General features: G+C 52.6%; 19 protein-coding genes. 11 read left to right on the top strand and 8 right to left on the bottom strand.

Features of this window, described 5'->3' with window-relative positions:
* Positions 1-84 precede the first annotated feature (84 nt).
* From H8K47_RS02460 to gatC, 5 genes are all read right to left on the bottom strand, one after another.
* A complete protein-coding gene (locus H8K47_RS02460) occupies positions 85-1,083 on the bottom strand; it encodes an acyltransferase family protein (protein ID WP_186879842.1) in 999 nt (332 codons plus the stop codon).
* Between the two features lie 367 nt (positions 1,084-1,450).
* A complete protein-coding gene (gene pyrE, locus H8K47_RS02455) occupies positions 1,451-2,116 on the bottom strand; it encodes an orotate phosphoribosyltransferase (RefSeq protein WP_186879841.1) in 666 nt (221 codons plus the stop codon).
* A gap of 12 nt (positions 2,117-2,128) precedes the next feature.
* Complete coding sequence (gene gatB, locus H8K47_RS02450) at positions 2,129-3,595, bottom strand: Asp-tRNA(Asn)/Glu-tRNA(Gln) amidotransferase subunit GatB (protein WP_408057814.1); 1,467 nt, start codon at positions 3,593-3,595, stop codon at positions 2,129-2,131.
* A 118-nt stretch (positions 3,596-3,713) separates the two neighbouring features.
* The gene (gene gatA, locus H8K47_RS02445; RefSeq protein ID WP_186879839.1) at positions 3,714-5,168 is read right to left on the bottom strand and encodes an Asp-tRNA(Asn)/Glu-tRNA(Gln) amidotransferase subunit GatA; all 1,455 of its coding nucleotides are present in this window, start codon (positions 5,166-5,168) and stop codon (positions 3,714-3,716) included.
* Positions 5,169-5,185: 17 nt separating this feature from the next.
* Positions 5,186-5,488: an Asp-tRNA(Asn)/Glu-tRNA(Gln) amidotransferase subunit GatC gene (gatC, locus tag H8K47_RS02440; RefSeq protein WP_186879838.1), complete on the bottom strand. Its 303-nt coding sequence runs from the start codon at positions 5,486-5,488 to the stop codon at positions 5,186-5,188.
* 371 nt (positions 5,489-5,859) lie between these two features.
* Between gatC and H8K47_RS02435 the strand changes: the two genes are divergently transcribed.
* The 6 genes from H8K47_RS02435 (at position 5,860) to H8K47_RS18475 (ending at position 12,994) form a co-directional block, all read left to right on the top strand.
* Positions 5,860-6,903, top strand: a complete 1,044-nt coding sequence (locus H8K47_RS02435) for a rod shape-determining protein (protein WP_110256286.1) — start codon at positions 5,860-5,862, stop codon at positions 6,901-6,903.
* 161 nt (positions 6,904-7,064) lie between these two features.
* Entirely contained in the window at positions 7,065-8,192 is a 1,128-nt protein-coding gene (gene mreC, locus H8K47_RS02430) for a rod shape-determining protein MreC (RefSeq protein WP_186879837.1), read from the top strand.
* Positions 8,189-8,707 (top strand): rod shape-determining protein MreD, encoded by a 519-nt coding sequence (mreD, locus tag H8K47_RS02425; RefSeq protein WP_186879836.1) that lies wholly within the window; start codon positions 8,189-8,191, stop codon positions 8,705-8,707. Before mreC ends, mreD begins: the two co-directional genes overlap by 4 nt.
* A 27-nt stretch (positions 8,708-8,734) precedes the next feature.
* Positions 8,735-10,732 (top strand): penicillin-binding protein 2, encoded by a 1,998-nt coding sequence (gene mrdA, locus H8K47_RS02420; RefSeq protein WP_186879990.1) that lies wholly within the window; start codon positions 8,735-8,737, stop codon positions 10,730-10,732.
* Between the two features lie 2 nt (positions 10,733-10,734).
* Positions 10,735-11,847 (top strand): rod shape-determining protein RodA, encoded by a 1,113-nt coding sequence (rodA, locus tag H8K47_RS02415; protein WP_186879835.1) that lies wholly within the window; start codon positions 10,735-10,737, stop codon positions 11,845-11,847.
* Between the two features lie 10 nt (positions 11,848-11,857).
* Entirely contained in the window at positions 11,858-12,994 is a 1,137-nt protein-coding gene (locus tag H8K47_RS18475; RefSeq protein WP_186879834.1) for a septal ring lytic transglycosylase RlpA family protein, read from the top strand.
* A gap of 44 nt (positions 12,995-13,038) precedes the next feature.
* Here the strand turns inward: H8K47_RS18475 and rsmI are convergent, their stop codons facing one another.
* A complete protein-coding gene (gene rsmI, locus H8K47_RS02405) occupies positions 13,039-13,959 on the bottom strand; it encodes a 16S rRNA (cytidine(1402)-2'-O)-methyltransferase (RefSeq protein ID WP_186879833.1) in 921 nt (306 codons plus the stop codon).
* Between the two features lie 48 nt (positions 13,960-14,007).
* Here rsmI and H8K47_RS02400 point away from each other — a divergent pair, with 48 nt between their 5' ends.
* The 5 genes from H8K47_RS02400 (at position 14,008) to H8K47_RS02380 (ending at position 18,389) form a co-directional block, all read left to right on the top strand.
* A complete protein-coding gene (locus H8K47_RS02400; RefSeq protein ID WP_186879832.1) occupies positions 14,008-14,391 on the top strand; it encodes a YraN family protein in 384 nt (127 codons plus the stop codon).
* Between the two features lie 91 nt (positions 14,392-14,482).
* The gene (locus H8K47_RS02395) at positions 14,483-15,079 is read left to right on the top strand and encodes a phosphoheptose isomerase (RefSeq protein ID WP_186879831.1); all 597 of its coding nucleotides are present in this window, start codon (positions 14,483-14,485) and stop codon (positions 15,077-15,079) included.
* On the top strand, positions 15,072-15,731 hold the full coding sequence (locus tag H8K47_RS02390) for a BON domain-containing protein (protein ID WP_329604129.1): 660 nt from the start codon (positions 15,072-15,074) through the stop codon (positions 15,729-15,731). Before H8K47_RS02395 ends, H8K47_RS02390 begins: the two co-directional genes overlap by 8 nt.
* A gap of 53 nt (positions 15,732-15,784) precedes the next feature.
* The gene (locus H8K47_RS02385; protein ID WP_212681795.1) at positions 15,785-16,378 is read left to right on the top strand and encodes a LemA family protein; all 594 of its coding nucleotides are present in this window, start codon (positions 15,785-15,787) and stop codon (positions 16,376-16,378) included.
* A gap of 28 nt (positions 16,379-16,406) precedes the next feature.
* Positions 16,407-18,389, top strand: a complete 1,983-nt coding sequence (locus tag H8K47_RS02380; protein WP_186879829.1) for a M48 family metallopeptidase — start codon at positions 16,407-16,409, stop codon at positions 18,387-18,389.
* A 121-nt stretch (positions 18,390-18,510) separates the two neighbouring features.
* Here H8K47_RS02380 and H8K47_RS02375 read toward each other — a convergent pair whose 3' ends face one another.
* Positions 18,511-18,936, bottom strand: coding sequence for a BLUF domain-containing protein (locus H8K47_RS02375; protein WP_186879828.1), 426 nt, complete (start codon positions 18,934-18,936; stop codon positions 18,511-18,513).
* Positions 18,937-19,008: 72 nt separating this feature from the next.
* A complete protein-coding gene (folE, locus tag H8K47_RS02370; protein WP_186879827.1) occupies positions 19,009-19,734 on the bottom strand; it encodes a GTP cyclohydrolase I in 726 nt (241 codons plus the stop codon).
* Positions 19,735-19,760 lie beyond the last annotated feature (26 nt).

The following is a 19,760-nucleotide window of genomic DNA, read 5'->3' as shown; positions in this document are numbered from 1 at the left end:
CGCGTTCAAAGTTACAGACACGCGGTACAAAGCGGAGTTTGATTGATGATGCCACACCAAAAATGGCATCATCTCTTCATTGATCTAACGCTTAGGTTTTAACGCTAAAGCTTTCTTTTCAATTAAGTGCCATGATACGGCCGCCAGTACGAGCGTGATTGCACTGACGACAAGTAAATACGGCAGTATGCTCATCTTTGGGAAGAAATGCGCAATGGTCTGTTGAACTGGGAATGCATAGATATAAATTCCGTACGAGTAATCGTATTTCGAAAGCTTACCTAGCCAATTGCTGGTGGCGAGCCCAAAGCCTAAAGCCAGTATGGGAATTGCGAGTCCTGCACCTATTGCAAACACTTCTGGCCATCGAGTCATACTGATCCACGCTATCATCGTGACACCAAGTGTGGTGACCGATGAGGGATTAAATTTATAACGGCACAATGCAGAGCCGATCCAGAAATAGACGCCGCAAGTAACGACGGCCCTCAGATCGGAGCGATAAACAATTATTGGATCGACCGAGACTGTCGACCAGCTCGCTGAAAAATACATTAACAGCGCCACAATAATTAGCCAAAAGAAACGTGGTAATTTTGTGATGCCTATCAGTGCAACGATCAGGTACATAAAAAATTCAACGGGCAAGCTCCAAATGGACCCATTGACTGCATGCGGATAAATATTTGTTGTAAATACTTCTGGTAAGCTAAACGTTATGTATAAAAATAAATTTTCAAAAAAATAACGAAATGGTTGCGAGTGCGTGAAGTAGTCAGTGAAACGTAATGTGCTTAACAGCGGCCCTAAGATAAAAGTGGTGACAGCAAGACAAACGGCTAGTCCGGGGAATATCCGCAGTGCCCTGCGCACTAAAAAACGATAAAGATGAGGGTCACGTTCCCAGCTCTGGGTGACCAGATATCCGCTCACGGCAAAAAATATCGAAACGCCTAAAGGACCTAGTCTCGTGTAATTCATGAAAACGGGTTCAGGCAATCCCAATAAGGTGAAGCTGTGGCCAAACAGCACCAGTCCTGCTGAAAACCACCGGAGTGCAGTTAAATTATTGTAATGATTCACAAGAAACGTCCAAATTGTAATTGATCGACTTATTTCGCTACTCAGAATGAGTGAGAGATATTTACTGTAACCAGGTAAAACAAAATACATACAGATGCTATATAGACATATCTGCTACATATTTGAATTTCTGGAAACTTTGGTAATGCCTGTGAACCAGGCATTATTCGATTAATAGATAAAACCAGACTAACACGCAGATAGATGTAAGGCCAACTATCAGCCACGAAAGTCAGGTAAGGCAGCTACTTAATTTTTACACCGAACGGTCCACAATTAAGTAGCTTGCCCATACACACATCCAGACAGGGCTGAAATTCAATTTCTAAACTCTGCGTGAAGTTGACCCGGCAAACAGATCGCTCAATTATTTCGAGCCGTACCTATCCCTGTACGCCGCTACCGCATCCTTATGCTGGGTCAATTCTGCGCCGGCACCTGCTGCGGACAGGTAGTCAAACAGATCGTTCAGATTGCCGATGGAAACAACAGGCATGTTGTAGGTCTGGCTGACTTCCTGCACCGCTGAGTGTGCCGACAGCGCATCGTCCTTACCCGACCGTTCCATGCGGTCGAGTGCGATCAGTACAGCTGCTGGCGTGGCACCGGCAGCACGTATCATGTCTACCGATTCACGTACCGAGGTTCCGGCGGAAATCACGTCGTCGATAATCACGACCCTGCCCTGTAACTGGGCGCCGACGATAGTGCCGCCTTCGCCATGGTCTTTGGCTTCTTTGCGGTTGTACGCGAAAGGCACATTGCGGCCCCGTGCGGCCAGTGCGACAGCGGTCGCGCTGGCCAGCGTGATGCCTTTATAGGCCGGGCCAAACAGCATGTCGAATTCCACGCCGGAGTTAATCAGCGTATCGGCATAGAAGGCCGCGAGCTTACCCAGATTCGCGCCATCATTGAATAGTCCGGCATTAAAAAAATACGGCGACAGGCGACCTGCCTTAGTGACGAATTCGCCAAAGCGGATTACACCAGCATCAACAGAAAAACGAATAAATTCCTGACGTAAGTGACTCATCAATATCTCCTCTTAACCTGCGAGTTTCTTACGCAGTAATTCATTGACCTGGGCAGGATTCCCTTTGCCTTTAGTCGCTTTCATGGCCTGACCGACCAGTGCATTAAATGCCTTCTCTTTACCAGCGCGGAATTCATCGACCGATTGCTGATTCGCCGCCATGACTTCATCAATAATTTTTTCCAGCGCGCCGACATCAGAAATCTGCTTGAGACCTTTGGCGTCGATAATCTGATCGGCCAGGTTCAGGTCAGTACTGCCAGCCTGCCACATACCGGCAAACACTTCTTTGGCGATCTTATTGGAGATCGTGCCATCGGCAATACGTTGCAGCAGTAAACCGCTTTGGGCGGCACTGACCGGAATGGCGGCAATGTCCACGCCTTCACGATTCAGGGTGGATGCCACATCGCCCATCATGAAGTTAGCGGCTGTTTTTGCAAGACTTACACCCGCTGTCTCAACCAGCGCGACATAGTAATCCGCCATGCCTTTAGACTGGGTCAGTATGGTCGCGTCGTAGTCCGGCAGCGCATATTGTTCAACAAAACGCTGACGCATCGCAGCTGGCAATTCCGGCATGGTTTTGCGTACTTCATTGATCCAGGCTTCGCTGATGCGCAGCGGTGGCAGATCCGGGTCTGGGAAGTAGCGATAATCCTGAGAATCTTCTTTGCTGCGCATGGAACGGGTGACTTTTTTGTCCGGATCGTACAGACGGGTTTCCTGTACCACGCGGCCACCATCTTCGATCAATTCGATCTGACGTCTTACCTCGTAATTGATCGCTTCTTCGAGGAAGCGGAAAGAGTTCAGGTTTTTGATTTCGCAGCGTGTGCCAAATTCCTGTTGGCCGACCGGGCGCACCGAGACATTGGCGTCGCAACGGAAGGAGCCTTCCTGCATATTGCCATCACAAATGTCCAGCCACATTACCAGTGAGTGCAGCGCCTTGGCATACGCCACAGCCTCAGTTGCACTACGCATTACAGGCTCAGTCACAATTTCCAGCAAAGGCGTGCCGGCACGGTTCAGATCGATGCCTGTCATGCCCTGATAATCTTCATGCAAAGATTTACCGGCGTCTTCTTCAAGGTGAGCGCGGGTCAGCTGTATCTGATGTACTTCCGCTTTGCCGTCTTTTTCCACGATACAGGGGACATAACCACCTTGTACTACCGGGATTTCAAACTGGCTGATCTGATAGCCTTTAGGCAGATCCGGATAAAAATAGTTTTTACGTGCGAAGATGGATTCTGGCGCGATGGTGGCACCGACTGCCAGACCAAACTGTATCGCCTTTTCTACGGCACCTTTGTTCATGACCGGCAGCACGCCAGGCAGAGCTAAGTCTACCGGGCTGGCCTGCGTGTTTGGTTCTGCGCCAAATTGGGTGGATGAACCACTGAAAATTTTGGAGTGGGTTTTGAGCTGCACATGTGTCTCAAAACCGATAACGACTTCCCATTGCATATGTATTCCTTCGTATCTGGTTGGCGTTGGCAAACGCTGTAGTTTGCCAGCGGCACCTGACTGAGTTGTCGCTGCAAGTCACTGTCGCAGCGTACACGACCAGTCAGGCTAACTGTTTGAGCACTTATTCCGGGCTGCGCTGATGCCAGTCTGTGACTTGCTGATACTGATGCGCGATATTGAGTAACTTCGCTTCCGCAAAATAATTGCCGATCAGTTGCAGCCCTACCGGACGACGCGCATTTTTTTCGCCCTGACCGAAACCGCAAGGGATAGACATGCCAGGCAAGCCAGCCAGACTGGTCGACAAGGTGAAAATATCAGCCAGGTAATTCGCCAGCGGATCGTCGGATTGTGCGCCTATGTCCCAGGCTACCGTCGGTGCAACTGGTCCCATAATTACATCGCACTGTTCAAAGGCAGCGGCGAAATCCTGAGCGATCAGACGGCGTATTTTTTGCGCCTGCAGATAATAGGCGTCATAGTAACCGTGCGACAGTACATAGGCGCCAACCAAAATGCGGCGTTTCACTTCAGCGCCAAAACCTTCAGTGCGCGACTGGCGATACATATCGTCGAGATCTGTATAACTGGCAGCGCGGTGGCCATAACGTACACCGTCGAAACGTGACAGATTGGAAGAGGCTTCAGCCGGTGCAATCACATAGTAAACCGGGATGGACAGTTCTGTTTTTGGCAGCGAAATATCAACCAGGGTTGCGCCCAGTTTCACATACTGGTCCAGAGCCGCGCGTACTGCCTGTTCTACATCCGGTGCCAGCCCGGTGCCAAAAAATTCTTTCGGCACACCGATGCGCAAGCCTTGTAGTGACTGATGCAAGTCGCGGTTAAAGTCTTCCGGCTGACGTTCCAGCGAGGTCGAATCTTTGTCATCGAAACCGACCATCGCGTTCAGCAGTAGACCGCAATCTTCCGCCGTTTGCGCCATCGGGCCACCCTGATCCAGCGAGGACGCGAAGGCGATCATGCCATAGCGTGAAACACTGCCATAGGTAGGTTTGATGCCGGTGATGCCGCAGAACGAGGCTGGCTGGCGGATAGAGCCACCGGTATCGGTGCCAGTGACCGCTGGTGCCAGTCGCGCAGCAATCGCTGCTGCGGAACCACCCGAGGAGCCACCAGGCACAGCAGATTTGTCCCAAGGATTACGTACCGGGCCAAAATAGGAGTTTTCATTGGACGAGCCCATCGCGAATTCATCGCAGTTGAGCTTACCCAGCGTGACCATGCCTGCCTGTGCCAGTTTGTCGACTACCGTCGCATCGAAAGGGCTGACATAGTTTTCCAGCATATGTGAGCCGGCGGTAGAGCGCAGATTGCGAGTCACGAAAATATCTTTGTGAGCAATTGGGATACCAGTCAGTGCCGTGGCTGTGCCCGCTGCGATACGTGCATCCGCAGCGGCTGCTTGTTCCAGGGTCAGTGCGGTATCTACATGCAAAAACGCATTCAGATCACTGGCAGCGATACGGTCGAGAAAATGTTGGGCCAGTTCAGTGGCGCTCACCTGCTTGCTTTGCAGCATGGCAGATAATTGGGCGAGAGTTTTGGTATGCATAATCAATTCCGGAATACTTATTCGATAACCTGAGGAACCAGGTAGAGGCCATCCTGGGTCGCAGGAGCAGGTTGCTGGTAAGCTGCGCGCTGATTGCTTTCGGTGACTACGTCTTCACGCAGACGCAAGGCCAGTTCCGGCAGCAAGGCTGCAATCGGGTGGCTCAGGGGAGCGACGCCCGTGGTGTCGATGGCTTTGAGTTGTTCAGCCAGCGAGAAAATGCCATTGAGCTTTTCCAGGGTGGAGTCGGCTTCAGGGCCAGAAATATTCAGCTTTGCCAGTTTGGCAATACGCGTTACATCATCAAGTGTCAGTGACATAGTTAATCGGCGTTCGCACGCATCAAAGTGTCAAAAAGGGATCAGTGGCCCGGTGCAAATTATCGGAAAATACGCGAAATTCCGTGGCAGAGAGCGAAGTTTTTTAAATCGGTCTGCGCTTAATTTTGCATCAAAGTCAATTAATTATTTATAAACATCGATATGCGCATTTTTAGGCATTGGTATCGAGTAAATTTAAGAAGATTATAAGGTAGAATGATGGGTTAATGCCCTAAATGGCACGCTAAATCCTGTAAGTCGATGCAGAATGGATTTGTCAGCGTAATACTGTGTGCCGTAGGGAGAAAAAATTCCGTGGCCCAGCCCCCCAGCGCGGCTGGACACCTCAATAGTTAAATACAGGACAATACATGTTTGGTTTTTTACGTAGTTATTTCTCGAATGATCTCGCCATTGATCTGGGTACTGCCAATACGCTGATTTATGTCCGTAGCCAGGGCATCGTCCTGGATGAGCCTTCCGTCGTGGCGATACGCCAGGAAGGTGGCCCTAACGGTAAAAAAACGATTCAGGCTGTCGGTAAAGAAGCAAAGCAGATGCTGGGCAAGGTACCTGGCAATATCGAAGCCATCCGTCCGATGAAAGATGGCGTGATCGCTGACTTTACCGTGACCGAGCAAATGCTCAAGCAGTTCATTCGCATGGTGCATGACACCAAGTTCTTCAAGCCTTCGCCACGTATCATTATCTGTGTTCCTTGCGGTTCTACCCAGGTTGAGCGCCGCGCGATCCGTGAATCTGCACTCGGCGCAGGTGCTTCCCAGGTGTATCTGATCGAAGAGCCGATGGCAGCTGCGATCGGTGCCGGTCTGCCGGTATCGGAAGCGACCGGCTCCATGGTCGTCGATATCGGTGGCGGTACGACAGAAGTCGGCATCATTTCGCTGGGTGGTATGGTCTATAAAGGTTCGGTACGCGTCGGTGGTGATAAGTTTGATGAAGCGATTGTCAACTATATCCGTCGTAACTACGGCATGCTGATCGGCGAACAAACCGCAGAAGCTATCAAAAAAGCGATCGGTTCTGCTTTCCCGGGTTCCGAAGTCAAGGAAATGGAAGTCAAAGGCCGCAATTTGTCCGAAGGTATCCCGCGTTCATTCACGATTTCCAGCAATGAAATTCTGGAAGCGCTCACAGATCCGCTGAATAACATTGTATCGGCCGTAAAAAACGCGCTGGAACAGACACCGCCGGAACTGGGTGCGGACATTGCTGAAAAAGGCATGATGCTGACCGGTGGTGGCGCTTTGCTGCGTGATCTGGATCGCCTGTTGATGGAAGAAACCGGCTTGCCGGTCATCGTTGCAGAAGATCCGCTGACCTGCGTGGTACGTGGTTCCGGCATGGCGCTGGAACGCATGGATAAGCTGGGTTCGATTTTCTCTTACGAGTAATCTGAACAGCGGACTGTCCGTGACAAACACGCCATGGACAGTCACTGAACATATTGCAGAGCCGGCTGCTGATCTGTCGGCTTTTTGTTTTCAGGAGCACAGACTGCACTGGCTGTACTGCGGTCGGGACGGACCAACCGGTTTTTGTTGATGGATACAGTATGGATTACAGTCCGCCACCACTTTTCAAACAAGGCGCATCAGCGCGTGCCCGCGCCATCTTTTTTGCTGTTCTGGCGATATTCCTGTTAGTTGTTGATTCCCGTCTCAAATCACTGAATCTGGTGCGTCAGGTGATCGGTACGGTGCTGTATCCGGTGCAGATGCTGGCAGTGGTTCCCAGCCAGGCGGCGCGTGACGTTTCGCATTATTTTGTGAGTACCACTGAACTGCAGTCAGAAAATGCACGCATACGGCGGCAACAGACTCAGCATGCCGATGCCTTGCAGCAGAGTGCCCAGTTACAGGCAGAAAATGCCCATTTGCGCCGCTTGCTGGATGCGCGTGAACGCCAGCCGGTCAAGTCGGTACTGACCGAAATTATCTACGACGCACGTGATCCTGCCACCCGTAAAGTCATCGTTGATCGTGGTATCAAGGATGGGATCGCAACCGGCCAACCGGTGATTGACGATCAGGGTGTGGTCGGACAAGTGACGCGCGTGTTTCCGCTGACTGCAGAAGTAACCTTACTGACTGATAAAAATCAGGCGATACCGGTGCAGATACTGCGCAATGGCTTACGCAGTGTAGCCTATGGCCGTGGTCAGTCACCGTATCTGGACATGCGCATGACCGCCAATGCTGATGTACAAAAGGGCGATCTGCTGGTGACGTCTGGCCTGGATGGTATTTATCCGCCAGGTCTGGCGGTTGGTAAGGTAGAGCAGGTAGAAAACAAAGCTAGCTCGACCTTTGAAAACATCATCTGCCTGCCCGCCGCGGGTGTTGACCGTAACAAGCAATTACTGGTATTGCAAGCCACCATGGATAATCTGCCTAAGCCGGATACCGAAGATGTGCGCGCCAAAAAAGAAAAAATTAACCGTCGAGTTACACGCGACAGTCTGCCGGTAGCGAATGATATCAAACCGGTTGATCAGAATCCGGCCGCTCAGCCAGCCTCGCGTGAGGCGCAGTCGCCACCAGCTGACAGCGTGAAACCCGCCGCTGCCGTAGTGCCAAACCCGAATGCCTTAGTGCCGCCACCGAATACTGCAGCATTGCCGGTCAAAGAAGCGGCGGCCAAAGTGAGCGGCAAAGATGAAAGAAAGGATGCGCCGAAATGACCCACCCGCATTACATTCTGTTGCCGGTGAATCCGCTGTTTATCGCCTTCAGTTTTGCATTTGCCTTCCTGCTCAATTTCCTGCCCTGGGGTTCCGCCATGGGCGTCCCGGACTTTGTTGCACTGGTGCTGGTATTCTGGACTATCCATCAACCGCGTAAAGTCGGCATAGGTGTTGCGTTTGCGATGGGTTTGCTGATGGATGTGCATGATGCGATTCATTTGGGTGAGAACGCGCTGGCGTATACCTTGTTATCGTATTTTGCGATCACTATCCATCGCCGCGTCCTCTGGTTTGCACCATTGACGCAAGCGCTGCACGTGTTTCCACTGTTTTTGTTTGTACAGAGTTTGCAGATTGCGCTACGTCTGATCGTTGCACCTGACGCCCATTTTCCTGGCTGGCTGTATTTTGCACAGAGTCTGGTCACGACCGCACTGTGGCCAATCGCCGGTTATCTGTTACTCGCGCCGCAGCGTCGCGCCATCGACAAAGATGACACACGTCCAATCTGAGTCTGCCTGGAAGCGACCTGAATCATGATGAATGAACTCAAGAACACGGAACGTGAGATTTACTTCTTCCGTATGCGCCTGATTTTTATTGGCGTCTTTGTTTTTTTCTGCTTCGCGCTATTGATTTCGCGCTTTATCTGGCTGCAGGTCATCAAACACGATGATTACATGTTGCTGGCAGATGAAAACCGTATAGATGTGGTACCGGTCGTGCCTAACCGCGGTTTAATCATGGACCGTAATGGCGTGATCCTGGCGCGCAATTACTCGGCCTATACGCTGGAAATTACACCGTCCAAGATCAAACAGGACATGGACACGCTGATCGATAATCTGGCGGAACTGGTTGATATTCAGCCTAAGCATCGCAAGCGTTTCCGTAAGCTGCTGGAAGACTCCAAAAACTTCGAAAGTGTGCCCATCCGTACCCGGCTCACCGATGATGAGGTGGCGCGCTTTATCGCCCAGCGTTTCCGTTTTCCGGGTGTCGATATTCAGGCCCGCCTGTTCCGCCAATATCCGCAGGGCGATTCGGCTTCGCATGTGATCGGTTATATAGGCCGCATCAGTCAGAAGGATGCGGAACTGCTCGATGAGCGGGAAGATGCTGCCAACTACAACGGCACGGATTACATCGGCAAAGAAGGACTGGAAAAGAGTTATGAAAACCTGCTGCACGGGACCACAGGGTTCGAGCAGGTAGAAGTCTCCGCCGGCGGCCGTGCGGTGCGCACGCTGTCACGCACACCGCCGACGTCGGGTAAAAACCTGATCCTCTCAGTTGATATAGAATTACAGAAAGTGGTGGAAGAGGCTTTCGGTGAGCGTCGTGGCGCCTTAGTCGCGATCGAACCGGAAACCGGCGATGTGCTGGCCTTTGTCTCCAAGCCGACTTACGATCCGAATCTGTTCGTCGAAGGTATTGATCAGCAAAGCTGGAATGAACTCAATACCTCTGAAGACAAGCCTCTGTTAAACCGACCGCTGACCGGAGCTTATCCGCCTGGCTCAACCTACAAGCCTTTCATGGCATTGGCTGCGCTGGAGCTCGGTAAGCGTACCCCGAATCAAACTATTGCAGATCCTGGCTATTTTACTTTCGGTAACCATACCTTCAAAGACGATAGGCCTGGTGGTCACGGTATGGTCGACATGTATAAATCTATCGTGCATTCCTGTGATACCTATTACTACATGCTGGCTAACGACATGGGGGTCGATGCCATGCATGACTTTATGAAGCCTTTCGGATTCGGTCAAAAAACTGGCATCGATCTGGAGCATGAACGCTCCGGCTTACTGCCTTCCACCACCTGGAAACGCAATGCCTTCAAGAAGCCAGCACAGCAACGCTGGGTGTCGGGTGATACGATTTCGCTCGGTATTGGGCAGGGACAAAATACCTTCACCCCTTTGCAGATGGCGCATGCGATGGCAACGCTGGCCAATAACGGTATCGTGATGAAGCCGCATCTGGTCAAGATTATCGAGGACCCGAAAACCAGGCAACGCGAACTGACTGTGCCTAAGGAGAGTTTCCGCATTCCCTTGAAGCAGGAAAATATCGATATCATCAAAAATGCGATGGTCGGCGTGGTCAAAGAGGGAACCTCAGCGCGGGTATTCGCTAACACCGAATATCAGTCTGGTGGTAAGACTGGCACTGCGCAGGTGGTGGGTCTGAAGAAAAACGAAAAATATGATGCCAAGCGCATGGCTGCACGTCATATCGATCACTCTTTGTACATCGCTTTTGCGCCTGCGGATAAACCTAAAATTGCGATCGCCATTATTGTCGAAAACGGTGGTTTCGGGGCGGATGCCGCAGCACCTATCGTACGCAAGGCGCTCGATTATTACCTGCTCGGCAAACGACCACAGGATAAAGAGCGTAAAGATCCCCAGCCTTTGCCCAAGCCGCAAAGCGATATGGCTTTGTACCGATCTGATACCGAAGTCAAGGCGCCTGCAGAGCCTGAGCCGGGGCCAAAGCCCGGTGGTGAAACCCAAGGAAACAAGGATTAAGTATGAATAATCACGGTGTTCACTGGCGCGCATTGCGTTCCCGCCTGATGGTGTTTGATGCACCGCTGGCGATATTGATTTTTCTGATCCTGTCCTGCGGCATTATCACCTTGTATTCCGCAGGTATGGACTTCCCGGGACGGGTGGAAGACCAGATGCGCAATATTGTGGTGTCATTTTTTATTATGTGGGTGATGGCCAATATACCGCCGCAAACCCTGATGCGCTTCGCTATTCCCATCTATACGTTTGGGGTGGCAATGTTATTGGCCGTTGCCATGTTCGGTATGGTGAAAAAAGGATCGCGCCGCTGGATTAATGTCGGCATGGTGATACAGCCGTCAGAAATGATGAAAATTGCGACGCCGCTGATGCTGGCCTGGTATTTTCAAAAACGCGAAGGCGCTTTGCGGGTGAAGGATTTCGTGATTGCCAGTGTGATACTCGGTATTCCGGTTGCGCTGATTGCGAAACAGCCGGATATGGGAACCGCCTTGTTGGTGGTCGCGGTTGGTTTTACTGTGATTTTTTTAGCGGGCTTATCCTGGAAGGTATTATTGTCGGTATTGGGTTTTACTGCGGTGGTGATGCCTACCCTGGTCTGGCCTTACCTGATGCATGATTACCAGCGCGACCGCGTACTGACCATGCTGGATCCGACCCGCGACCCTTTGGGTAAAGGCTTTCACATTATTCAGTCTACCATTGCACTAGGCTCAGGCGGGATGACAGGCAAAGGCTGGCTCAAAGGTACGCAAGCCCATCTGGAATTTATCCCTGAACATACTACCGACTTTATTTTTGCGGTGTTCTCGGAAGAGTTCGGTCTGGTCGGCAATGCCATTTTGGTGAGCTTGTACTTCCTGCTCATCATACGCTGTCTGATGATAGCCGCGAACGCACCTACGCTGTTCAGCCGCTTGCTATCGGGATCGATTACCATGATTTTCTTTACCTATGCCTTTGTGAACATGGGCATGGTCAGCGGCATTTTGCCGGTGGTCGGTGTGCCTTTGCCTTTCATGAGTTATGGTGGGACCGCACTGGTGACGCTGGGAATGGCCGCAGGCATGATGATGAGCGTACAACGTAACCGTAAACTGGTGCAGACATAAAGGTGCAGATATGAGACAGCGATCACCCTTACAGGCCAGCGCTTTTGGTTCTTCCGTCACTAGCATCAGTTTATCGTGGCCCGTAAAGCAGCGTTTAGCGATTACCTTCAGTACCGCTTTGCTGGTTGCTTGTGGCAGCACACCACACGCCCCTGCACCGGTGCAAGAAGCGCGCCCTGTGACCGGTAAGCCAGCTACTGCCCCGGTGCTGCCTAAAGCGAATTCAGGGAAGGGCGCTTATTACAAGGATGATGGCCCCGGTGATAATCCACCGGAAGGCCTGGAATTCACAGTTGATCCGATTCCCGTCGTGGAGAGTTTTTCGCGCAGCGCGAACAAGCCTTACGTGGTGTTTGGTAAAACCTACACGCCGATCGCCGACAGCACCACGCCCTTCATTCAGCGCGGCGTGGGCAGCTGGTATGGCAAGAAATTTCATGGTCAGCGTACTTCATCGGGCGAGCCGTATGATATGTACAAAATCACCGCGGCCCATCCTACGCTGCCGATTCCATCTTATGCGCGCGTGACTAATCTGGGTAATGGCAAACAAATCATCGTACGTATTAATGATCGTGGCCCTTTCCATTCCAGCCGCATCATTGATTTGTCCTACACTGCTGCACTGAAGCTGCAAATTTTGGGTAAGGGTAGCAGTCAGATCGAAGTCGAGCGTTTGCTGCCAGCCGATATAGAACGCATGGCGGAAAACCGTAAAAATCAACCCGTTCCAGTCAGTCAGCCCACATCCGTCTTGGTGAATAATACTGTTCCGTTACGTGTGCCGGAAGTTGCCGCCGTGGTCAGCACCTCACCGGTGCCAGCGCCTGCCAGCGTGAGTATGGAAGCCTTAAATACTGCTCAGGACGTCAGACCCGTAGAAAAACTGAGTACGGTCGCCACCACGCCAGCCACCAACGGCTTTTATCTGCAATTTGGTGCCTATGCGATACGTGCGAATGCAGAAAACATCATGGGACATCTGAAAGGCAAGGCAGACAATCGCTTGCCGGGCTTTGATATCGTGCAGCAGGGTAGTCTCTACCGTTTGCTCAGCGGGCCGTTCAACAGCCGCGCTGAAGCCCAGCAAGTGTTAGCGCAAGTCGGCGATCTCGGAGTTGGACGGCCTATCGTGATACAGCGATGATCAGCGCTGTCATGTGGCGCGGCGCTTACGCCGATGAGGAAGGATTATTCCTCTTCACTGGCCTCTGATTTCATGCTCAGCGCGAGCTGGTATAAGGCATTTTTTTTCTGACCAGTCAGCTGCGCCGCCAGGCTGGCAGCCTGTTTAACCGGACATTCCTGCAGCAGAATTTGCAGTACGCGCCGTGCTTCCAGTTGATCGGCCTGTTCCGCCTGTGCCTTACCTTCGATGATCAGCACATATTCCCCCTTGAGCCTATGCGGATCAGCCGCCAGCCAGGCGGGTGCCTGCGCTAAGGGACAACGATGGATTTCTTCAAACAGTTTGCTGAGCTCACGCGCAAACACGATGCGGCGCTCGCCCCCGAAAACTTCCAGCATGGCCAGCACCGATTCCTCGATGCGGTGTGGTGCTTCATAAAAAATCAGGCTGGCCTGCATGCTCTCCAGCTGTTGCAGACTGGTGGCGCGTTGCCCCGTTTTGCTGGGTAAAAAACCGGCGAAGTAAAAATGTTCATCCAGCAGACCGCTGGCGGATAAGGCCGATACCGCAGCCGATGCGCCAGGCAGTGGGGTGACCGGAATCCCGGCCGCTTTGAGCTCATTGACTATCTTGGCTCCCGGATCAGAAACGCCGGGCGTGCCCGCATCCGACACCAGTGCGATGCGCTCTCCTGCCTGCAGGCGTTGCAGGATTTTGCCTGCGATTTCACGCTCATTATGTTGATGTGCGGCGATCAACGGCTTTTGTATGCCGTAACGGCTCAGCAATTGCGCGGTATTGCGGGTATCCTCACAGGCGATTGCATCGGCCAGCGACAGCAGATGCAGCGCGCGCAGCGAAATGTCGGCAATATTCCCTATCGGTGTGGCAACCACGTAAAAAGTACCGGCAGGATATTGCTGTCGGGTGACTGCTTCGATTAAGGTAGGGTGTGTGAATGGGGTGGATTCAGTAAGGCTCATAACTGTCCATTTCTGTGAAATCAAACGCTCAATCAGGCATTGTACGACATGAAGCGAGAAACCCGACCGCAAACTGCTGCAGAGGACCGCAGAACACCGCAGCGCCGCCAGGGGGATGCAGGCGAGGCGCAGGCCTTAGCTCATCTGGAGCAGGCAGGACTCAGACTGGTGCAAAAGAATTTTCTATGTCAGGGCGGAGAAATCGACCTGATTATGCAAGACCGTGAGACACTGGTCTTTGTGGAGGTGCGCAGCCGTGCCTCAGCCAGTTTTGGCGGGGCCTTGGCCAGCATTACCCCGGCCAAGCAAAGAAAGTGGCAACATGCTGCTCAGGTGTACCTGATGGGGCTTCGTTCACAACCTGCCTGCCGTTTTGACGTAATTGCCATAGAAGCGGGTAAAATCACGTGGTTACAGAACGTCGTCCTTTAATAATCCCGGGATGGTCGCCAGAGGGAACCGGTTTGGACTGCATGTTGTCCAAGCCCGTAGCAACTGGTGTCATGCCTGAATCCGACTCATTATGACGAATCAAAGAATTGTGGCGCACTTCAAAGAAAGTGCCGAATTAAAAATGCGTGCAGCCGAAGAGCTGGCGCAGCCTATAGAGCAGGCCGTGGAACTCATGTTCCTGGCGCTGTCTAATGGCAATAAGATTATGGCTTGCGGTAACGGTGGTTCCGCCGCTGATTGCCAACATTTTGCAGCTGAACTGGTTGGACGCTTCGAACGTGAGCGCCTGCCGCTGCCAGCGATGGCGCTGACTACCGATAGTTCAATTTTGACGGCGGTGGCGAATGACTACAGCTTTCAGGAAGTGTTTTCTAAGCAGGTGCAAGCCTTCGGCCAGTCCGGTGACATCCTGTTGGCCATCACGACTTCCGGTAATTCAGTCAGTGTGATCAATGCGATCAATGCTGCACTGGAGCGCGATATGCGGGTCGTAGCGCTGACCGGCAAAGGCGGCGGTACGGTGAATCAACTGCTCAGCGATGCCGATGTGCATATCTGTGTGCCGCATGACAGAACTGCACGTATCCAGGAGGTACATTTGCTGACGATACATTGTTTATGCGACGGGATAGATTCCGCGCTGTTTGGAGGAGATGTGGATGACTAAGACTAAATGGCAGACTCTGGCGCGCCCGGTCGCCACCATTAGCCTGTGCCTGGCGGCTGCCGCCAGTCTGCAGGGCTGCGTTGAACTGGTGATAGGCAGTGCCGTGATGGGTACCTTTGCCGCTACAGACCGCCGTACTTTCGGTGCCCAGACGGAAGATAAGAGTATCGTGTTTAAAGGTGAGGTGCGTATTTCCAAAGCACTCGGCGATAACGCGCATGTCAATGTGAATGCGTTCAACCGCCGTGCCCTGCTGACTGGTGAAGTCGCCGACGAGGCAGCGCGCCTGCGCGCTGAAAACGAAATGCGTGCGGTTGAAGGTGTAGTCGCTGTCATGAATGAGATACAGGTATCGGGTATTTCCAACCTGTCTTCACGTTCGAATGATGCACTGATCACCACCAAGGTGAAAGCCACTTTCGTCGATACCAAAGACATGTTTGCGAGTGCCTTCAAGGTCGTTACTGAAGGTGGCGTCGTGTTTTTGATGGGACGTGTGACCCAGCGTGAGGGTGATCGTGCAGCTCAGGTGGCAGCCAGCATCAGCGGCGTGAGGAAAGTAGTGAAGGTGTTCGAATACATTTCTGAAGCCGAGCTGCAGGAAATGACGGTGAAACCGAATACCAATCCGAGCACGACGACCAACAACTGAATGTTTTCTGAACCGATGCCAGCGCATCGGTTTTTACTTTTTGCATGGAGTGTATGATGACTGCATTGATCGTAATTCTTGTGATCCTGGCTGTACTGGCTTTCTGGGCTATCGGTGTCTACAACCGCCTGGTTGGTTTGCGTAACCGCTTTAAAAATAGTTTTGCCCAGATCGATGTACAACTCAAGCGCCGCTATGACCTGATTCCGAATCTGGTCGAAGTCGCTAAAGGCTATATGAAGCATGAGCGTGAAACCCTGGAAGCAGTGATCCATGCGCGCAATCAGGCAGTCAGCGCCAGCAGCAAAGCGGTGCTGGACCCGGCGGATGGCGCCTCGGTACAGCAACTGGCGGCAGCGGAAGGCACACTCACGGCTTCGCTGGGTAAGATGTTCGCGCTGTCGGAGTCCTATCCTGACCTGAAGGCAAATCAGAACATGATACAGCTGACCGAAGAGCTGACCAGTACCGAAAACAAAATTGCGTTCACCCGTCAGGCCTATAACGACAGCGTCATGCAGTACAACACCAGTGCCGAACAATTCCCGGGTTCTGTGATTGCCGGTATGTTTGGCTTTCATACCGCTGAACTGTTACAGGCGACTGAGGCCCCGGAAGAGCGTCAAGCAGTCAAAGTGTCGTTCTGATTCACTCCAGACACTGGCGCGACAGCCTATGAATTTCTTCGAACAGCAGGATCACGCTCACCGTGAGAGTAAGAAGCTGATTTTTCTTTTTATTCTCGCGGTGATTGCCATCGTGATCACCATTAATCTGAGTCTGGCCTTGTTGTGGCAATGGTATAGCGCCGGCCAGCCAGGTGGCGGCCGCTTGCCGGCAGGTTTTTATCTGATGACTTCGGTTGCGGTATTGTTGTGCATAGGTGCCGGTACCGCGTTTGAAATGTTCCGTCTGCGCGATGGTGGCGACGCAGTGGCGCAGATGGCGGGCGGCAGGCTGGTGGCACCCGATTCACGCGATATGCACGAGCGCCGTTTGCTCAACGTGGTGGAGGAAATGTCGCTCGCAGCCGGTATCGCTTGTCCGAACGTGTATCTGCTCGATGAAGAAGATGCGATCAATGCTTTCGCTGCCGGATATCACCAGAACGAAGCGGTGGTAGCGGTCACGCGGGGTACCTTGCATCGGCTGACGCGGGATGAATTGCAGGGCGTAGTCGCACATGAATTCAGCCATATCCTGAATGGCGATATGCGCATGAATATCCAGTTAATCGGGGTTTTATTCGGCATCCAGATGCTGGCCTTGTTTGGTCGTGGGCTGATCGAATGGGGCGCACGTTTCGGCGGCTCGCGCAATCGTGATGATAAAGGGCCACCTATCGGTCTGGTGATGCTGGCGGCTGGCGTCGTGTTATTTGTACTTGGTTATCTGGGGATTTTCTTCGGGCGCCTGATCCAGTCCGCCGTTTCACGTCAGCGTGAATTTCTGGCCGATGCCAGTGCAGTGCAGTTCACGCGTAATCCTCAGGGCATAGGCGGCGCTTTGCAAAAAATAGGTGGCCTCACAGAAGAAACCGGCTGTGGTTCAGCGATTCAGAGCCAGCGTGCTGAACAGTTATCGCATTTATTCCTGGGAGCCGCCAGACCTAATTTTTTGTCTGGCCTGTTTGCCACCCATCCACCGCTGGAAGAGCGGCTACAACGCGTGTACGGACGTCAGGTACGCTTTGTGCAGGCCGAAGAACTGAACGACAACGAGTTTAGTGATACACCGGCGGCCGCATCCGGTTTCGCCGCCGCAGCTTCAGCTCCAGTCTCAGCCTCAACCTCAGCCTTCCCATCAGGTGGCAACCAGGATGTGCAATGGGGACATCACCGCAATGCTGCAACCGCATCTGGCACCGCATTTCCGCAAGCTGCCGCGTCGGCTACAGACGATATGAGTTTGCTGCAATCTGCATGCCGCGAACCGCAATCTGCACGTGCGCTGATGTGTGCTTTGCTGCTGGATGTGACGCAACTACAGGCGTATCAGCTGCAGTGGCAATACATACAGCAAGCGGCACCTGAACTCGCTACGCAGGTCAAGACCTTGCAGATCGCGCTTGCCAATAGCGGTAACAGTGCACGTCTGCATTGGATCGATTTGGCCATGCCTGCACTCAAATCCTGCTCTGAACAGCAAAAAGCCAGTTTGCTACAACTGGTCGCACAATTGACCGGCGCCGATGGCAAGCTCAGTGAAAATGAGTTTGTGCTACAAACTGTGCTGGAACGTCGCTTAAGTCCGAATGCCGCGCGTGCGGTGAAAGTGCGTTACGCCGATCTGACGATGCTCAAAGCTGAAACCGTATTGCTGATTTCGCTGCTGCTCAGCGGTAGTGCCAGCCAGCGTGCGCAGGGTTTTGCTGCTGCCAGTGCCGTGTTACCGGCATTGCGTTTGCAGCCCACAGATTTGCGCGTCTTCGCTCAGCCAGGCCAGCTCGATTATCAGGAAGTCAGGCAGGCGCTGGTACAGCTGAATCAGCTGGCGCCGCTCGCCAAACCTTTGCTGATCCGCGCCATGCTGGCTGCGGCCCAGGCACAGCAGGGACTGGATGATCAGCGTCAGCAGGAATTATTACGCGGCGTCTGTGCCGCCATCGATGTACCTATCCCCGATTTGCACAGCATGCGCGACACGCTGGCGCATTGATTGTCCTTTCACCTCTGAAATCTGCATTTCCGGTATTTCAGACCTGTCTCGCGTCTGTCACCTGAGCGATTCAAAACAAAGGCTGCCCGCAGGCAGCCTTGTTGACGATATTTGAAGCAACTCAGGTACGCCCGACGATAGATGCCGTCGCCATCAATTCGTCGATCAGCGATAACAGCATTTTGCCGGACATGGTGTACGGGTCCAGTACCGGCAGTGGCGAGTATTTGAGCACGGTGGATGGATTGATACGCGCCATATTGGCCTGACCCATGGTCCAGCTTGGGTAGCGCCGCTCCTGGATTTCTTCGTAATCGAGCAGCATCACATCTTTGTGGCGCGTGTCTTTCAGTATCTGACCGTAGAGCGCATTGACTGCTTCGCGGCCGCCTTCCAGTACCTGAATAAACACTTGCTCGGTATGGCATAGCACGCCAGTAATACCATGGGCCGGATTATGGCTGCGTGAAGCCTGCAAGATCGATTGCACCAGGTCACAAGGACTGGTTTCGGTCGGACGGCTGGCGTATAACAAACGGACTAGCATGATGATTCCCTGTCTGGATGAGCGTGGAATAGAGTAAATCAGCGCATAAGTACGGTATCAGGCGCAACAGATTCAGCGTTTGATCAGCGATAAGAATTCACGGCGCAGATTCGGGTCTTTCAGGAAAGAACCGTGCATCACGCTGTTAATCATTTTGGATTCGGAATCCTTCACACCGCGCCAGTGCATGCAGAAATGATCGGCTTCCATCACCACGGCCAGGCCATCCGGCTGCATTTTTTCCTGCAGGGTGTCAGCCAGCTGCACGACAGCTTCTTCCTGAATCTGCGGACGGCTCATGATCCACTCGGCGATACGCGCGTATTTGGACAGACCGATCAGATTGGAATGCTCGTTTGGCATCACACCTATCCAGACCTTGCCGATGATGGGACACAGGTGATGTGAGCAGGCGCTGCGCACAGTGATCGGACCAATGATCATCAGCTCATTCAGATGCGAGGCATTCGGAAATTCGGTGACGGAGGGCATGGGCACATAGCGGCCACCGAATACTTCATTGATAAACATTTTGGCGACACGGCGGCCGGTATCCTGCGTATTGTGATCGCTTTCAGTATCGATCACCAGGCTTTGCAGCACGGCGCGCATTTTTTCTTCCACCTCTGCCTGCAGTTCAGCCAGTTCGCCGGCCTCGATGAAGCGCGCGATATTGTCGTTGGCATGAAAGCGCGTATTGCTGGCGACAATGCGTTCGCGTATGCGCTGTGACACAGGGATATTGACCGCTTTATAAGCGATCGTTGTATTGGGGGCGATGGGGGTCTCGTTAGACATACTGAATTCCTATCAGGAAGGCCGAT

It is taken from the genome of Cognatundibacterium rugosum (assembly GCF_014284365.1).
GTDB lineage: Bacteria > Pseudomonadota > Gammaproteobacteria > Burkholderiales > Burkholderiaceae_D > Undibacterium > Undibacterium rugosum.
Note: the sequence above shows the minus strand (reverse complement) of the source record. Positions and strands in the feature narration are given on the sequence as shown.

Coding starts and splice junctions, on each gene's coding strand:
- gatA (WP_186879839.1), bottom strand. CDS start 5,168: ATGCATACCAAAACTCTCGCCCAATTATCTGCCATGCTGCAAAGCAAG.
- H8K47_RS02385 (WP_212681795.1), top strand. CDS start 15,785: ATGATGACTGCATTGATCGTAATTCTTGTGATCCTGGCTGTACTGGCT.
- H8K47_RS02400 (WP_186879832.1), top strand. CDS start 14,008: ATGAAGCGAGAAACCCGACCGCAAACTGCTGCAGAGGACCGCAGAACA.
- mreD (WP_186879836.1), top strand. CDS start 8,189: ATGACCCACCCGCATTACATTCTGTTGCCGGTGAATCCGCTGTTTATC.
- H8K47_RS02435 (WP_110256286.1), top strand. CDS start 5,860: ATGTTTGGTTTTTTACGTAGTTATTTCTCGAATGATCTCGCCATTGAT.
- mreC (WP_186879837.1), top strand. CDS start 7,065: ATGGATTACAGTCCGCCACCACTTTTCAAACAAGGCGCATCAGCGCGT.
- rodA (WP_186879835.1), top strand. CDS start 10,735: ATGAATAATCACGGTGTTCACTGGCGCGCATTGCGTTCCCGCCTGATG.
- mrdA (WP_186879990.1), top strand. CDS start 8,735: ATGAATGAACTCAAGAACACGGAACGTGAGATTTACTTCTTCCGTATG.
- pyrE (WP_186879841.1), bottom strand. CDS start 2,116: ATGAGTCACTTACGTCAGGAATTTATTCGTTTTTCTGTTGATGCTGGT.
- gatC (WP_186879838.1), bottom strand. CDS start 5,488: ATGTCACTGACACTTGATGATGTAACGCGTATTGCCAAACTGGCAAAG.
- H8K47_RS02395 (WP_186879831.1), top strand. CDS start 14,483: ATGACGAATCAAAGAATTGTGGCGCACTTCAAAGAAAGTGCCGAATTA.
- rsmI (WP_186879833.1), bottom strand. CDS start 13,959: ATGAGCCTTACTGAATCCACCCCATTCACACACCCTACCTTAATCGAA.
- H8K47_RS18475 (WP_186879834.1), top strand. CDS start 11,858: ATGAGACAGCGATCACCCTTACAGGCCAGCGCTTTTGGTTCTTCCGTC.
- H8K47_RS02390 (WP_329604129.1), top strand. CDS start 15,072: ATGACTAAGACTAAATGGCAGACTCTGGCGCGCCCGGTCGCCACCATT.
- H8K47_RS02380 (WP_186879829.1), top strand. CDS start 16,407: ATGAATTTCTTCGAACAGCAGGATCACGCTCACCGTGAGAGTAAGAAG.
- H8K47_RS02375 (WP_186879828.1), bottom strand. CDS start 18,936: ATGCTAGTCCGTTTGTTATACGCCAGCCGTCCGACCGAAACCAGTCCT.
- folE (WP_186879827.1), bottom strand. CDS start 19,734: ATGTCTAACGAGACCCCCATCGCCCCCAATACAACGATCGCTTATAAA.